Below are 14,973 nucleotides of genomic sequence, written 5' to 3'. Positions count from 1 at the left end.
TAGAAAATTATTATTATGGGATATTTTAAGATACATTTTGATTGTCAAAACTTTGCCTTATTTTATTCAAATTATTGATACAATTGGTTTCTTTTACTAATCAAAAGTAATGCTATTGTTATTTTGAAGTAATGTTTATTATTTCACAATTATTAATTGAGGAAAGGAGTGAAAAGCATATGCTAGAAAAAATCAAGGCAATTGATAAGAAATTATGGGTATTCATCGGGTTGTTTATCGGTATCGTTTTTGCTGCAGCAAGTGCACAGGCTCTGCATTATACCGATTCTGCTGATTTTTGTGCAACCTGTCACCCAATGGAGACGGCATATAGTAGTTTTAACGATTCTGTTCATGCGGACCTAACCTGCAATCAATGTCATGCACCAACAGACAGTATCGTAAGCAAGTATATGTTTAAAGCGAAAGCTGGTGCCCATGATTTTTACATGAATACATTTAATGTCGATGAAATTCCTGATGTTATTCATGCGAAACAGGCTACAACAGATGTCGTTCAAGAAAACTGTATTAGCTGTCACGAAAATACGATTAAGACAGTCAAACATGATGCAAAAGAAAATTGTATAGACTGTCACAGACAAGTGCCTCACGGTAAGAAAAACAAGTATAAAAATGATGAGTTTTTTAAACCGGGTGAATACGATATAAGCGGAAGAGAGGATGGAGTATAACATGAATAGCTTGAAGCGCGCTCTACTCTTAGCTGTGGTTGCAATTTTTGCACTGGCAATTATGGCTGCATGCGGAGCAAAAGATACCAAGAATGGTAGTGCTTCAGAGCCGATTGATACAGGTTTGCCGGCCGATACAATCAGCAATGAAGCATTTAAAGATTTATTCCCACTTCAATATGAAAGTTTTAATGCAACGAAGGATATGTCAGACACAAAATATGGCGGTTCAGTACCGACTTCTAAATTTGATCAAAGTAAAGAGCCTTTATTACCAATTTTATTTAATGGTTACGGATTTGCACTAGAGTATAATGAAGACCGCGGTCACGTTTATGCTAATGAAGATATCGAAAAAATTGCTCGTATTAACGACAAATCATTTGGTTCTTGTTTAACTTGTAAATCAACAGCGGTACCACAATTATTAAAAGAAGAAAACATGGGTGACAAGTATTGGGGAGCTAATTTCCGTGCTGAAGTGTTACCTGCAGCAAAAGAAATGGGTCACTCTCCAATTGGATGTTCTGACTGTCATGACCCTCAAACAATGGAATTAAGAGTAACGCGTCCAAGTTTTGCTAAAGCAATGGAATCACAAGGAATTGATATTTCAAATCCAACAAAAAATCAAATGCGTACATATGTATGTGCACAATGTCATGTAGAATATTACTTTGAGCCAGAAAAGAAAGAAGTAGTATTCCCATGGGCAAATGGTTTCAAGCCGGAAGAAATGTATGAATACTATGAAACAGTTGCCAAAGACCAAGGTTTTAAATCTGATTGGCAGCATAATATTTCAGGCGCACCAATGTTAAAAGCACAGCATCCTGAGTTTGAAACTGTGTCAACAGGTACACATGGTAAAAACGGTGTTTCTTGTGCAGATTGTCACATGCCTTATGAGCGTTCAGACGGTAAGAAGAAAGTTTCTTCTCATAACTGGACTTCACCACTTAAAAATATAGAAGCATCATGCCGTACTTGTCATGCTGACAAGACAGCCGAAGAACTAAAGAACAATGTAGAGTCAATCCAAGATACACATAAAGACGCACTAGATAAAGCAGAAGAAATTTCTGTTTCATCACATTATTATGTAAATAAGATGATTACTGCAAAAGCACCTGCAGCAAAAATTGCAGAAGCTCAAGAATTAGTACGTAAAGCTCAATGGTTCTGGGATATTATCGCTGCAGAAAATTCAACTGGTTTCCATAACCCGCAAGGTGCAATGGATTCACTAAAAATGTCATCTGAATATTCAAGTGAAGCTATTATTCTAGCAACTGAAGAGCTAGTTAAGCTTGGTGTTAATGTTGACGAGCTTAAAGCTGAAATCGAAAAAGCAACAAAAGCAGTATTAGCTGAAACTGATAACTTTAAGAAGAAAGATCATGCAACAAATACTTTCTTCCCAGCTCAACAGCCACCTGCTACACCAGCTAAAAAATAAGTAATATTTGTTCAGAGGCATCGTGCATCATTCATGGATGTACGATGCTTTCTTATTGAGAACTATTTTTTGTTAATAGAACTTTTTGATAATTTTAGTATATAAAAAAACAACCTAAAATACAACGTAAAAGAATGTTTGTCCATGAAATTTATCACGGACTGATGTAACGATTTTATGAATTATTATATGTATGAATTTTGACAATAGTTCTGTGCTTATGTTATTAACCTAAGTTTTCTAATACAATCATTGTAGATTTATTAGAATAATAACTTCATTTATTTTCGAAAAGAAGGGGTGCCTTTTATGAAGCACTTTTTACATAAAGGATTATTAATTGTTATAGCTTTTACTTTTAGTTTCATCTGGTTCATGAGCCCAGATGAACCGAAAGCGGAAATGAATCAATTCAAATTTGAAGAACTGACAATCGTGCTTATGCCAGAATACAATCTGCATCCGGATGAGGACATAACCGATCCCAATCTATTAATCGGTTTTCATGGAAAAATAATGAATCAATCTAAAGATGAAATAAAAAGTGTAACAGTGCGGGTTCCGGCAAAAGAAAAGAATTTTGTCGTAAGTCTAGCGGCTGTTCAAACTTCAGATACAGAGGAAACGGTTAAAGAAATAAAGTACAAGCTAAATGAGGATGAAGAATCTATCACTCTCCAATTCCCGGAAGCTGTTCAGCCTGGAGCCACTTTGAAATTTATGCTTGAGTACTTCTATACACCAATAAAGGTTACAAATGAACAAAAAGAGTTTTCCTACTCTTACTCGGCAATTGCGGATGCGGACTTAATGAATCTTATGCTGTTCGAACCACTTGGAACAGAAAGCTTAACGGCAACGCCAGCCAGTCAAAAACAAGCTACCGATACGATGGGCGTTAAGATGCATTTATATGAATATAAAAATGTCAAAACAGGGGATGAGAAGCAATACAGTTTTTCATATGTGAAAGTCGATGATGTGACAACTGTTGAAAAGGTTGAACAAATCACATCAGAGCATAGTGAATTAACAGAAGCACTCAATGAGGAACAAATCCAAGCTAAAAGCGAAACGACTGCTAAAGGAGTATTCAATGCAGAATTAATAGTTGGAATAGCATTAATCCTCATTATCGCCATTTTATTTGTAGTCATGTTTATGAAAAAAAGAAAGCAAAGGAATACGAAAGTAAATAATCCTTCCATTGCCGATAAAAAAGAACTAAGGAAACTGCTTGCTGAAGGGAAAATCGGTGAAAAAGAATATATGGAAAAGCTATCTAAGACTAAATAAGGAGTGAAAAGTATTGAAAAAGAATACGAAAATGTTAATGGGTTTTAGTGCAATTTTTATCGGTATAGTAATCCTGCTTATCGCCGCTACACCTGGTTCGAGCGGGACGGAGCTGACCCTTGAAGAGTTTATTAAGGAGCCGCTGAAATATGAAGACCGCTATGTGATGACCCAAGGGAATTTAATCGAAGATACGATTACATGGGATGCAGACAAAATTGATTTGCGTTTTGATATTAAAGACGATAAAGGAAATGTATTACACGTTCAGCATACCGGTGTGAAACCGGACAATTTCACAGAGGGGGTTATTGTCATCATCGAAGGCTTTGTAAATAAAGATGGCTCATTCACTGCTGAAAAAGTACAAACAAAATGTCCTTCAAAATATGAAGGAGAAGATGCAGGTAACTATGACCCAGAAACACATCAAAAGCTGACTGAAACAAAGTAAGAATATAGTCAGACAGAAGGAGCAGTAATAAATGTACATCATAGGAACGGTAACGATCTATTTAGGACTTGTTATTTCGATCTACGCCTTAATCGCTTTTATTATTGGTATTCGTAAGCAAAATCAATCCTGGATCAACAGCGGGAAAAATAGTGTATTGATGATGTTCTTTATCTCTAGCATTTTAATGACACTATTATTCTTAGCACTAGGAACAGACCAGTACCAGTTTAAATATGTTTCAACCTATACGAGCTCAGACCTTGCCCTAATCTATAAGCTTTGTGCCTTATGGGCGGGAAATGCCGGATCGCTTTTACTATGGACGTTCTTCTTAACGATGTATAACGCGATGGTCATTTTCTCTAAGAAGATGAAAGCAAATCCGATGGTTCCCTATATTTCATCCATTCTACTAGGAAATACAATATTCTTTTACTTTTTACTGGCAACGACAGCAAAACCTTTTGAATTAAATGAAGTCATTCCCAGAGAGGGTAACGGATTAAATCCAATGCTTCAGGACCCAGGGATGATTCTTCATCCGGTAACCCTGTATTTAGGGTATGTTGGTATGGCTGTTCCATTTGCGTTTGCGATTGCGGCCCTTATGTTAAAGAATGTTGATTCATTTTGGATTCGGATGACTAGACGTTGGACGCTTTTAGCTTGGCTATTTTTAACGCTAGGCAACGTCATTGGCGGCTGGTGGGCTTACTTGGAATTAGGCTGGGGCGGCTATTGGGCTTGGGACCCGGTTGAAAATGCTTCTTTTATGCCATGGTTAACAGTAACGGCGTTTTTACATTCAGTGATGATCCAAGAACGTAAGCAAATGCTAAAGGTATGGAATTTAAGCTTAATTATTTTATCCTACTCATTAACATTATTTGGAACATTCCTCGTAAGAAGTGGAGTGTTAACGTCAGTCCATGCATTTGGGGATTCCAATCTTGGAACGTATTTCTTAATCTTTATGGCATTTGCCGTTATATTTGCTATGTATGTGATGATGAGCCGCTATCAGCTATTAAAAAAGGACAGCGGACAATTTGAATCCTTCTTATCGAAGGAAAGCAGCTTCTTAATTAATAACTTAATCTTGGTTGGTGCTACCTTTGCCGTCTTTTGGGGAACGATATTCCCACTTGTGTCCGAAGCAGTAAAAGGAACGAAAGTAACCGTAGGAATCCCCTTTTTTAATACGGTTATGTCACCGATATTGTTAGGGTTAATGTTTGTAATGGCTGTTTGTCCATTGATTGCATGGCAAAAGTCAACCGTGAAAAACTTACAAAAGAATTTCGTGGTTCCTGCCTTATTAAGTATAATCGCTGCCGTTATCTTATTCGTCTTCGGTATTCGTGGAGCCTATCCGTTGGTTTCATTTGGTATCGTGTCCTTTATGTTACTGACACATCTTCTAGAAATCTATCGTGGTGTCAGGGCAAGAAGATCTGTTACGAAGGAAGCCTACCCGGTTGCATTGGTTCGCTTAATGACGAAGAATAGACGTCGATATGGCGGATATACCGTTCATTTCGGAATCGCTTTAATGGCGATTGGGATTATCGGTTCACAAAACTTTGATGTTGAAACAATGAAAACAGTGGCAATCGGTGAAACGATTCAGCTTGAAAACTTTAAAGTCACTTATGAAGAATTGGGACAAAAGCGGGAAGGTATGAATGATGTTGTGTATGCAGTCCTTTCAGTTGAAAAGGATGGTAAAAAGCTTGGGAAAGTGATCCCGGAGAAGATTTTCTTCGGAAATAACAATCAGCCCCCTTCAACTCGGGTTGGACTATTGTCAAGTTGGGAAGAAGACCTTTACACAGTTCTAAGCACCTGGGAGGCTGACAAGCGTGCCACCTTTGTAGTTCGTATCAATCCATTAGTGAAATGGATTTGGACTGGTGGAATTGTTGTTATTATTGGTACTCTGTTTGCAATTTGGGGCGGAAAATATAATCAAATTACACCAAGATACACTGGGGCAGAGCGCAAGGTCTCATAGATTGTTGGAAGGGGGCATCCTTATGAGGAAATTAATACTTGTACTATTACTACCTATCCTTTTCATTTCAAATCATTCCCTAGCTGCAGACGACTTTGATTACAGCCGCAAAGACTTTCAGGCGGTGGTTCAAATGCTCGACATGGAAGGCCACGGGAATGATGATTTAGCAACGTGTAATGTAAAACAGCTTTATTACAAAGAAGTTGCCGAAATGATGCAAAAGGGTAAGAACAAAGATGAAATATTAGCTTATTACGTAGACCAGATGGGTGAAGAAGCGTTGAAGGCTCCTTTAAAAAGCGGTTTTAGCTTAACCGCTTGGATTACACCTTTTCTCATATTAATAGCAGCAGCCTTGTTAGTTTATGTTCTAATCCAAAAATGGGTTAAAAAACGAAATTCATTGCCAACTGAAAAAATAAAACCATCGACGTTAGATGAGACAGAAAATGAGATTTTACTATCAGTGATTGAAGAAGAACGGAAAAAGTACTTTTAGGAAGTGAACGAAGATGGATCTAATTTCAATTATCGCCAGTATCATGCTGGTAATTGGGTGTTTATATTTTATATGGATGCCTTTTACGGCTAAGAAGGCATCGTCCGTATATAAAGCAACAGTATTTGTAGATGACAAAATAAAAAAAGAAGAGTTATATGCAACACTTAATGAAATTGAAATGGATTATAAGATGAACAAGCTTTCTTTTGATGACTATCAAAATATGAAGAAGGCTTATGAGCTTGAGGTAGCGACGATTATCAAAAATGAAAATGAACTTGGAAGAAAGAGTATTAAGCATAAGGAAAGCACAGCTGATACTATCAAAAAAATTGAAGCTGAAATTGATGCAGAATTAGCTTCGCTTCGTCAAGAAAGGAGGATGAAATCGTAATGTTCTTACTACTCGCTCAATCAACCATTACGAATACAGCTCCTTCCTTCCATAATCCAGGACTTATAAGAATGTGGTATGAATCCCCGTTAAGAGACTTCAACCCGCATGTTTTGATGGTTATTTTTGCAGTGTTATTAATAGCTTGGATTTATTATTATTTCGCTTTCGTAGTAAAAAAAGCGAGATTAGAAGAACAAATGTTAATAGATAGTGAAGAGGGCAGATTCCAGCAGTTACTAACAAAAAGAACGGCTCTCTTAAACAAAATGGTAGAGTTAGAAGAAACGTTTGAGGCAGGAAAAATTGATGAATTAGAATTTGAAAAGAAAATTAATGCTTGTAAACAGCATTTAATAGAAGTAAAGCTTGATCTGAAACAATTTACGGACTAACTGGGGAGGGCTGAACATTGATTGTAATTAAAGAATTAAATAAAACTATCGGCGAAAAGACAATTCTGCGTAATGTCAGCCTCCAGGTTGACAAAGGGGATACCGTCGGCATCTTGGGCCCTAATGGCGCTGGGAAGAGCACGATTCTGAAAATTATCGGCGGGTTAATGAAACCCTCTTCAGGTACTGTTAAAATTGAAGGTCAAAAAATCAAGGATAACCCGCTTGAAACAAAAAAAAGAATAGGGTTTTTAGCACATAATAGTTACTTATATGACCATTTTTCACCGCTTGAGAATTTAAAATTCTTTGGGAAATTATATAATGTTGAAAACTGTGAAGTAAAGGCAAAAGATTTGATTCGTGAAGTTGGGCTGACTTATTTCATGCATGAACCTATCCGTTCCTTTTCTCGTGGTATGATTCAACGTCTGGCAATAGCGAGGGCGATCATTCATGATCCGGAAATATTAATATTAGATGAACCCCATACCGGTCTCGATCAGCATGCTGTTACACTATTAAATAATGTAATTTTAAAAATGAAAGAAAAGGGTTCGACGATACTAATGGTTACCCATGATTTTGCGCAAACCGTAGAAACATGTGATCGGATTGTTATTATGAAGCATGGAGTTATTCTCGATGATTTTAAAGTAACAAATCCTGATGTTGATATGATTTATGAAAAATATGTAGAGCAGGTGGGCTAAAGATGGGCAAAATTTTAAAAACAGCATTAGTCATCACCTCAAAAGATTTATATTCTGAGTGGAAAACAAAACAAATCATCAGTACGATGTTAATTTTTTCAGCACTTGTCATTGTTACGTTTAGTTTTGCCTTTGATCCGGCTAATAATACGGTCAAAGTGGTCATACCGGGAATGATTTGGGTAATTACGATTTTTTCCGGGATTCTCGGACTTAATCGCTCCTTTTTAGGAGAACAGGCCAATGATAGTCTAAATGGTTTAATCGTCGCACCTGTTGATCCTTCAAGTGTTTATCTTGGTAAGTTCTTATCTAATTTTCTTTTAGTAATTTTAGTTCAAATCGTAGCGGTTCCACTTTTATTTATTTTATTTGATTTTAAAATTTTAGGGCATATTGGCTTGTTAATCATTGTTTTATTACTAGGAACGTTTGGGTTCATTAGTGTGGGTACTTTTTTAGCTGCGTTATCAGCGAACTCGAAGAGCAGTGAAATGCTGTTGCCAATCATCCTGTTCCCGGTCGTAAGCCCTGTATTAATTGGAGCTGTACAAGCTACAAAAATTATTCTTATTAACTTTGAAAATATCGCTAGTGCTTTTTCGTGGATGAAATTGATGGCAGCCTATGACCTCGTGTTCTTTGTCATTTGCTTTATCCTGTTTGAATATGTGTTGGAGGTGTAAGGAATGAATGCTCAAGAGTTAAAAATAGAGTTACCGAAGCAATCAAAATTGCATCAAATTTTAGTCTATGCGTTGATCCCATTAATGGCAATTGCCCTTTATCTAGTATTTGTGTGGTCACCTGTTGAAAAAACAATGGGTGTTGTTCAAAAAATCTTTTACTTCCATGTCGGATCAGCATGGACGGCGTTTTTAGCCTTTGGCGTTGTATTTGTTTGCAGTATTTTATTTTTAATAAAACGGAAAAGAATTTATGATATCGTTGCCGGTATTTCCGCGGAAATTGGCGTTGTGTTCACAGCGATAGTCCTGACATCGGGACCAATTTGGGGCCGCAGCGCTTGGAATACATGGTGGACTTGGGAACCGCGTTTAACAACAACGTTAATTCTTTTCTTTATCTATATTGCGTATATTCTTATTCGTCATATGGATGGAGCCTGGGAGAAAAAGGCCAGACTTGCTTCCGTATTTGGAATTATTGGTTTTATCGATGTACCCATTGTATTTATGGCGATTCGTTGGTGGAATTCTAAACTTCATCCAATCGTTTTCGGAGACGGACCAACACAGCAAGGTGGTGGAATTGAACCTCCAATGTTATTTACTCTTGTTTTCACATTAGGGGTCATTACGTTGCTGTATGTCGTATTGCTGCAAAAAGGTGTATATATTGAGAAAACAAAGCTGGCAGTTGAGAAATATAAAAAACATGTTCAAGAAAAACTGATGGACAAAGTCTCTTAACTTTATTCAGCAGAAGTCTCCCACTTCCATAAGTGGCGAGATGAATGCAAATTAGTATTTTAATTCAGCGTGGGTACAAACCCCAGCTGAATAAAGTTAAAGCCTCCGGCGGATGCCACAGATTTTCAGAGGTAGATTTTCGAGCAAGCTCGAAAAAATCTGGGCGGCAAATACGCCAAGGCGCATTTGATTATTATAGTGGAGGTAATGAAAAAATGAACTATTTATTCATGGCATACACAATTATTTGGGCACTGATTGCGATTTATATCGTAGTTTTAGGAAAACGGCAAAGCAAGATTGTGAAAGAACTAGAGTTTATTGAAGAGTTAAAAAAAGTCAATGAAGCTAAGTAGAGAACAGGGGTGCTTACTTTGAATAAAAAAAGAGTCATCCAAATATCTGTACTAGTCTTTGTTGCAGCTGTCTTTTTCTTTTTGGCAAAAGGAATGAATGCAGTAGATATTGTTGAAGTTGGGGATCAAGCTTATAATTTTGAACTGGAAGATCTTGATGGTACTATTCATAAACTTTCAGACTACGAAGGGAAGTTTGTCGTTGTGAACTTCTTTGCAACCTGGTGTGATCCGTGTATTGAAGAGGCTCCAGAACTAGAGAAATACCAACAGAGCTATGCAAGTGAAGCCCCCCTTCTTATTATTGACAGGGGTGAACCTAAAAAACGTGTCCAGGATTTTAAGGTAAAAGCGAATTCCACTTCAACTTTTTTATTAGATCGAGATGACAAAATTTCAAAAACGTTCAATGTTGTAGGGCAGCCTGAAACATTAATAATCGACCCTAATGGAATAATTCGTGAAAAAATTATCGGCCCAACGACAGCTGAGGATCTAAAAGCAATCATAGCAACGCTTAAAATGAATGGCTTTTAGGAGTAAATAGAAAGGTAGATGAGGATTCTCATCTACCTTATCTTACTGGTGCCCGAAATCCCGCAGCTATTGCTTCTTCTTCCGTACAGAACCATATTTCAGGTTTTGTTTGATTATATGAACGGGAGCTAGGTGTATGGTAGATTTTCTCACCCTTTGAATTAATATTTCCTTTGATTACGCAATCTCCATTCTTAGTAGGGGTACTTGACTCTTTTTTAATAGAAGCCTTCTCTTCTATAAACCCTTCCTCAGTTGCGTAATTCTCAATACTCCAGATTCCTATCCCTTGTTTTTGCGCTTTTTTCTGAATTTCATAGAATTGATCAACATATTTCGTATTAGGAGCATACACATAGGCTACACGTGCCAGACCTTTTTCCAACAGCATCTCATTAAACATTTTCCCGTCAATCCAAATATAGGCCAATAAACGTCCGTATTTGTCCCGCCCAGAAACATCCAATTCAACCGTGACTTCTTTTCCTTCTAATGTATCTTTAGTAAATTTGGAGGCCTCCGGACCAAAAGGCTGCACAGGCTTACTAGGGTGCTTCGTCTCGGGTGTATCCACTAAAAGCAGCCGTATTCGTTCTTCCTTATTATTTATCATCACATCCAGGGTATCGCCATCTACGACATTGGTTACGATCGTCTTTTCTCCGACACCACTAGTTGCTGAGCAACCAACAAGTAATGAAGTTAGTAAAATACATAGATTAATTACAAAGAATTTCTTACATCTAAAAACTTTCATATGAATCCCCCAATTTTATAACTATTATCATTTTAGTAAAGTTTGCTAGAAATGTCACATAAATAATGATTCCAATATGGTAATGTGTAATTGTAGCATCATTGGGAAAACATAACAGTGAAAATGGAAAAGGAGAGATTTTGATGGGACAACTTACAGAAGTTTTAAACAAGCAAATTGCAAACTGGACTGTACTTTATGTAAAGCTTCATAATTATCATTGGTATGTAAAAGGGGGACACTTCTTCACATTACATACTAAATTTGAAGAGTTTTATAATGAAGCGAGCCTACATATTGACGAACTAGCAGAACGCTTATTAACAATTGGCGGACAGCCTGTAGCAACGATGAAAGGCTGCTTAGAAATGTCATCAATCGAAGAGGCTACTGGGAATGAGTCAGCTGAACAAATGGTCCAAGTATTGGTGGATGACTTTACAAAGGTTGTTGGTGAGTTAAAAGAAGGTATGGCACTAGCTGAAGAACAAAATGATGAGATTACGGGTGATATGCTGCTCGCTATTCACGGCACTCTTGAAAAGCATGTCTGGATGCTTAAAGCATTCTTAGGTAAAAGTGTAGAATAAGGTAGATGAAGCTATTTGTAAACAGATACAAATAGCTTCATTAATTTTGAAAGTTACAATATTTCGATATACCCCTCTGTTCCATTGACAAGGATTCGTTGCCCATCTTTTATCAGTTTGGTGGCATTTTCAACCCCGACAACTGCTGGTAAACCATATTCACGTGCGATAACTGCTCCATGGGTCATTAGGCCGCCAACTTCGGTGACAAGGCTTTTTATTGATACAAACAATGGTGTCCAGCTAGGGTCGGTAAAGGTGGTGATCAATATATCTCCATCTTCTAGATTAGCATCTTCCATATTTAAGATGACACGTGCCCTCCCCTCGATAACCCCGGAAGAAACAGGAAGACCTACTATCGCTTCGGCAGGAAGATTTTCACGTTTGTACTCACCTGAAATGATTTCACCATCAGATGTAATTACACGTGGTGGGGTTAGTTTTTCATAAAATTTGTACTCGTCTTTTCGATTGCCGATGATTTGGTAATCCAGTTTATTTGTGCATACGACTTCGCGAAATTCTTCAAAAGTGAGATAGTATATATCTTCTTTTTCATGAATGACTCCCGCTTGAACTAGTAGTTCGGCTTCTTTCAATAAAGCCCGCTTATAAATGAAGTAGCGATTAACCATGCCGTATTTTGGATATTCCCGATAACCGCTGAAATTCCGGATTAGATCAATCATTCGTTTTGTTTCTTTGGCTTTTTGTTCACCATCGGGTAATGGTTTCAATCGATCTAATAACTCTTGTTCCTTTTTCAAAGCAACACGCTGCCCTTGCTCAAATTTCCGATTACTTTCATTAGGCTTAAAGTTATTGATGTTACTGAGAATCATGGGGATAATCGTAGTTGGTTTTTCACTCCATCTAGTTCTAGTAATATCGATTTCTCCAGCACATCGCATTCCGTATTTGTTAAGATAAGCTGATATTGCGTCTTTCGTTACCTGACCGCCATCATACTTAAGAAGTTCGTCGAAAAAGTTTTCATCTTTTGCGTGCTGTAAATAATCAATGACTCCCGGATAAGGACGAATCACATCTGCAACATCCAACAGGTCTAGACCCATTTCAGATGTTATATTGTTTGATACGGATTGAGAAAGTGTATCTGCTACGTTTTTTTCACCTAACCACTCATACATTTTTTTATTGATCCATGTTGAAGCATCCATAGCATCCATAATCACGCCCATACTTGGATCAAATAAAAACTTCTTTAATTCCTTAAGATCTTCTAGAATAAAATCAAATAAATCCGGTCCTGATTGCGTTTGGATGTTTTGTTTTAACTCTTCTATCGATGTTTGACTACTCTTAATATGATTAGAAACAATTTTTAGATTGGTTTCAATTTGAGCTTGTGAACGCGGGAATGGCGTACCTTTATTGTTATTACTGGGACTTAGTTCAACTGTTTTTATAAAATCTCCCCGCTTTATTATGGTCTGAAGTGCGTCTTTTATGAGCGGATCGGATTGTCCCAAAGCATTTAATATCATCTCTCTACTTTCGGGTGAAGACAATTGATTGGTTACATCAACAAACAATCGACCTCCAGCTTTACGCATCGGTGCAAAAGTTGTTAATAAGAAAAATGACAATCCAAGTGGCTTTATCGGGTCAGTCATCATTTGTTGGTGACCGACAGATACATAGACGTGATTTTCTTCATCATGCACTTCAGGGATAGGAAATAAAGTAGTGATTGGCCGACTCTGGACAATATAAAATGTTTCATCAACTAAACACCATTCGATATCTTGTGGGCAGCCAAAATAAGCTTCGATTTGCCTTCCGATGCGTGCAAGTTGTAAAATTTGTTGGTCGGTAAGTGTTTGAACTTCTTGCTGATTAGGATTAACCTCCTGTGCCTCTGTTCCACCTTCTTTTCGTCCGTAAATAGCCAATTTTTTAGTTGCTATCATCTTATCGACGATTTTATCTTCCTGTACTGTAAAACAATCGGGAGATACCAGACCAGAGACCAGTGCTTCTCCAAGACCAAAACTGGCATCAATTGATAGTAACTTTCGGTTAGAGGTAATCGGATCAACTGTAAATAAAATCCCAGAAGCCTGTGGGAACACCATCTTTTGAATGATAACAGATAAATACACTTGACTGTGGTCAAATCCATTTTGCATACGGTAAATCACGGCACGGTCCGTAAATAAGGAAGCCCAACATTTTTTGATATGATGCAGGATTGGTTCTTTGCCGATGACATTTAAATAGGTGTCTTGTTGACCGGCAAAAGAGGCATGTGGTAAATCTTCAGCAGTCGCACTGGAACGGACTGCATAAGCATGTTCATCGCCAAATAGGGATAAATAGTGGGTCACTGTTTCCACAACATCGGGAGGAATTTCAACTTCCATAATAATTTGTCGAATCTTCTTGCTGATTTCTCCAATTTGATCTCGATTCTCCACTTTTAGCAGTGTTAGTTGATCCACCAATGCTTGAAACGAATCGTTATGTTCAATGACCTTTTGATAACCTACTGTCGTAACACAAAATCCTTCCGGTACTTGTATTCCTTCAATTTTTGATAACTCTCCTAAATTTAATCCTTTTCCACCAACGAGCAAAAGCTGTGTTTTTTCTATTTCCTGAAAACTGAGAACCAACGTGCTCATTCAATATCCCTCCAAGAAATCTTATTAAAGTTCTATTGCATTTTAGCAGTAGTAAATGGGAATATATAGTCTATAATGCCCATTTCATATATGTTATAATTAAACTAGAGGTAGTGATTGAACGATTGAAGAGACAGTAAGGAAGCATACAGCCCTTGCTGTCTTTTTATTTTGATATGAATTAATTCATTCACCCTGGATTATAAACACAACTTAACGGAATAACTAAATTAGAAAATACATTTTATATAACACCTTTAAGTGTTGTAATTACTCATGACACTTAAAGGTGTTAAAAGGTATAGGAGGTATAAATTTATGCATAAACAAGAAAAACTACCTGAAATTCGTAAAACGATTGTAGTGGATGCACCAATTGAAAAAGTGTGGAAAGCTGTTTCAACATCGGAAGGTATTGCAGCATGGTGGATGGCAAATACTTTTGAGCCTGTTTTGGGAAAGGACTTTATCCTTCATGCAGGTCCATACGGTGACTCCCCTTGTAAGGTTACTGAACTGGATCCTCCAAACTGTGTCGGCTTCGATTGGGATAAAGGATGGCACCTTACTTTTGAATTAAAGTCATTAGAGGATGGAAAAACAGAGTTTACCCTAATTCATTCCGGCTGGAGTGTAGAAAATTCAAAAACTCGTGAAATTATGAATGAAGGTTGGGAAAAGATTGTAAAAGAGCAGCTTCCAAAGTATATTGGAGCATAGG

At 37.3% G+C, this 14,973-nt stretch carries 17 protein-coding genes; 15 read left to right on the top strand and 2 right to left on the bottom strand.

The genetic code is table 11. From position 1 onward, the window contains the following. Positions 1–179: 179 nt before the first annotated feature. The 13 genes from P9E47_RS08035 (at position 180) to P9E47_RS07975 (ending at position 10,254) form a co-directional block, all read left to right on the top strand. Entirely contained in the window at positions 180–695 is a 516-nt protein-coding gene (locus P9E47_RS08035) for a cytochrome c3 family protein (protein ID WP_003329814.1), read from the top strand. Between the two features lies 1 nt (position 696). Continuing rightward, positions 697–2,154 (top strand): ammonia-forming cytochrome c nitrite reductase subunit c552, encoded by a 1,458-nt coding sequence (locus P9E47_RS08030; RefSeq protein ID WP_326163083.1) that lies wholly within the window; start codon positions 697–699, stop codon positions 2,152–2,154. 309 nt (positions 2,155–2,463) lie between these two features. Next, a complete protein-coding gene (locus P9E47_RS08025; protein ID WP_326163081.1) occupies positions 2,464–3,450 on the top strand; it encodes a hypothetical protein in 987 nt (328 codons plus the stop codon). A gap of 13 nt (positions 3,451–3,463) precedes the next feature. Next, on the top strand, positions 3,464–3,904 hold the full coding sequence (locus P9E47_RS08020; protein WP_326163080.1) for a cytochrome c maturation protein CcmE: 441 nt from the start codon (positions 3,464–3,466) through the stop codon (positions 3,902–3,904). 31 nt (positions 3,905–3,935) lie between these two features. Next, a complete protein-coding gene (locus P9E47_RS08015; protein WP_326163077.1) occupies positions 3,936–5,921 on the top strand; it encodes a heme lyase CcmF/NrfE family subunit in 1,986 nt (661 codons plus the stop codon). Between the two features lie 22 nt (positions 5,922–5,943). Then, positions 5,944–6,423 (top strand): cytochrome c-type biogenesis protein CcmH, encoded by a 480-nt coding sequence (locus P9E47_RS08010; protein WP_326163075.1) that lies wholly within the window; start codon positions 5,944–5,946, stop codon positions 6,421–6,423. Positions 6,424–6,436: 13 nt separating this feature from the next. Beyond that, positions 6,437–6,820, top strand: a complete 384-nt coding sequence (locus tag P9E47_RS08005) for a hypothetical protein (protein WP_003329820.1) — start codon at positions 6,437–6,439, stop codon at positions 6,818–6,820. Further along, the gene (locus tag P9E47_RS08000) at positions 6,820–7,215 is read left to right on the top strand and encodes a hypothetical protein (protein ID WP_003329822.1); all 396 of its coding nucleotides are present in this window, start codon (positions 6,820–6,822) and stop codon (positions 7,213–7,215) included. The genes P9E47_RS08005 and P9E47_RS08000 overlap by 1 nt, the downstream gene beginning before the upstream one ends. Before the next feature lie 17 nt (positions 7,216–7,232). Continuing rightward, entirely contained in the window at positions 7,233–7,928 is a 696-nt protein-coding gene (gene ccmA, locus P9E47_RS07995) for a heme ABC exporter ATP-binding protein CcmA (protein ID WP_003329823.1), read from the top strand. 2 nt (positions 7,929–7,930) lie between these two features. Beyond that, positions 7,931–8,614, top strand: a complete 684-nt coding sequence (locus tag P9E47_RS07990; RefSeq protein WP_003329824.1) for a heme exporter protein CcmB — start codon at positions 7,931–7,933, stop codon at positions 8,612–8,614. 3 nt (positions 8,615–8,617) lie between these two features. Further along, positions 8,618–9,361 (top strand): cytochrome c biogenesis protein, encoded by a 744-nt coding sequence (locus P9E47_RS07985; RefSeq protein WP_003329825.1) that lies wholly within the window; start codon positions 8,618–8,620, stop codon positions 9,359–9,361. Positions 9,362–9,405: 44 nt separating this feature from the next. Beyond that, the gene (locus tag P9E47_RS07980) at positions 9,406–9,717 is read left to right on the top strand and encodes a CcmD family protein (protein ID WP_326163073.1); all 312 of its coding nucleotides are present in this window, start codon (positions 9,406–9,408) and stop codon (positions 9,715–9,717) included. A gap of 9 nt (positions 9,718–9,726) precedes the next feature. Further along, positions 9,727–10,254, top strand: coding sequence for a TlpA family protein disulfide reductase (locus P9E47_RS07975; protein ID WP_235786690.1), 528 nt, complete (start codon positions 9,727–9,729; stop codon positions 10,252–10,254). A gap of 37 nt (positions 10,255–10,291) precedes the next feature. Here the strand turns inward: P9E47_RS07975 and P9E47_RS07970 are convergent, their stop codons facing one another. Next, positions 10,292–11,011, bottom strand: a complete 720-nt coding sequence (locus tag P9E47_RS07970) for a thermonuclease family protein (protein ID WP_326163071.1) — start codon at positions 11,009–11,011, stop codon at positions 10,292–10,294. Between the two features lie 143 nt (positions 11,012–11,154). Here P9E47_RS07970 and P9E47_RS07965 point away from each other — a divergent pair, with 143 nt between their 5' ends. Further along, the gene (locus P9E47_RS07965) at positions 11,155–11,601 is read left to right on the top strand and encodes a Dps family protein (RefSeq protein ID WP_003329828.1); all 447 of its coding nucleotides are present in this window, start codon (positions 11,155–11,157) and stop codon (positions 11,599–11,601) included. Positions 11,602–11,654: 53 nt separating this feature from the next. On the opposite strand, the gene ppsA is transcribed toward P9E47_RS07965, so the two are convergent. Beyond that, a complete protein-coding gene (gene ppsA / locus P9E47_RS07960) occupies positions 11,655–14,252 on the bottom strand; it encodes a phosphoenolpyruvate synthase (protein ID WP_326163069.1) in 2,598 nt (865 codons plus the stop codon). 318 nt (positions 14,253–14,570) lie between these two features. Between ppsA and P9E47_RS07955 the strand changes: the two genes are divergently transcribed. Beyond that, complete coding sequence (locus P9E47_RS07955) at positions 14,571–14,972, top strand: SRPBCC family protein (RefSeq protein WP_326163068.1); 402 nt, start codon at positions 14,571–14,573, stop codon at positions 14,970–14,972. The last annotated feature ends 1 nt before the right edge of the window (position 14,973 follow it).

It is taken from the genome of Schinkia azotoformans (assembly GCF_035811335.1).
GTDB classification, from domain to species: domain Bacteria; phylum Bacillota; class Bacilli; order Bacillales; family Bacillaceae_J; genus Schinkia; species Schinkia azotoformans.
Note: the sequence above shows the minus strand (reverse complement) of the source record. Positions and strands in the feature narration are given on the sequence as shown.

Excerpts from the sequence above, each read along its gene's own strand:
- P9E47_RS07965 (WP_003329828.1), top strand. The coding sequence starts at position 11,155 with ATGGGACAACTTACAGAAGTTTTAAACAAGCAAATTGCAAACTGGACT.
- P9E47_RS08010 (WP_326163075.1), top strand. The coding sequence starts at position 5,944 with ATGAGGAAATTAATACTTGTACTATTACTACCTATCCTTTTCATTTCA.
- ppsA (WP_326163069.1), bottom strand. The coding sequence starts at position 14,252 with ATGAGCACGTTGGTTCTCAGTTTTCAGGAAATAGAAAAAACACAGCTT.
- P9E47_RS08025 (WP_326163081.1), top strand. The coding sequence starts at position 2,464 with ATGAAGCACTTTTTACATAAAGGATTATTAATTGTTATAGCTTTTACT.
- P9E47_RS07970 (WP_326163071.1), bottom strand. The coding sequence starts at position 11,011 with ATGAAAGTTTTTAGATGTAAGAAATTCTTTGTAATTAATCTATGTATT.
- P9E47_RS08030 (WP_326163083.1), top strand. The coding sequence starts at position 697 with ATGAATAGCTTGAAGCGCGCTCTACTCTTAGCTGTGGTTGCAATTTTT.
- P9E47_RS07955 (WP_326163068.1), top strand. The coding sequence starts at position 14,571 with ATGCATAAACAAGAAAAACTACCTGAAATTCGTAAAACGATTGTAGTG.
- P9E47_RS07985 (WP_003329825.1), top strand. The coding sequence starts at position 8,618 with ATGAATGCTCAAGAGTTAAAAATAGAGTTACCGAAGCAATCAAAATTG.
- P9E47_RS07990 (WP_003329824.1), top strand. The coding sequence starts at position 7,931 with ATGGGCAAAATTTTAAAAACAGCATTAGTCATCACCTCAAAAGATTTA.
- P9E47_RS08005 (WP_003329820.1), top strand. The coding sequence starts at position 6,437 with ATGGATCTAATTTCAATTATCGCCAGTATCATGCTGGTAATTGGGTGT.
- P9E47_RS07980 (WP_326163073.1), top strand. The coding sequence starts at position 9,406 with ATGCAAATTAGTATTTTAATTCAGCGTGGGTACAAACCCCAGCTGAAT.
- P9E47_RS08000 (WP_003329822.1), top strand. The coding sequence starts at position 6,820 with ATGTTCTTACTACTCGCTCAATCAACCATTACGAATACAGCTCCTTCC.
- P9E47_RS08015 (WP_326163077.1), top strand. The coding sequence starts at position 3,936 with ATGTACATCATAGGAACGGTAACGATCTATTTAGGACTTGTTATTTCG.
- P9E47_RS08035 (WP_003329814.1), top strand. The coding sequence starts at position 180 with ATGCTAGAAAAAATCAAGGCAATTGATAAGAAATTATGGGTATTCATC.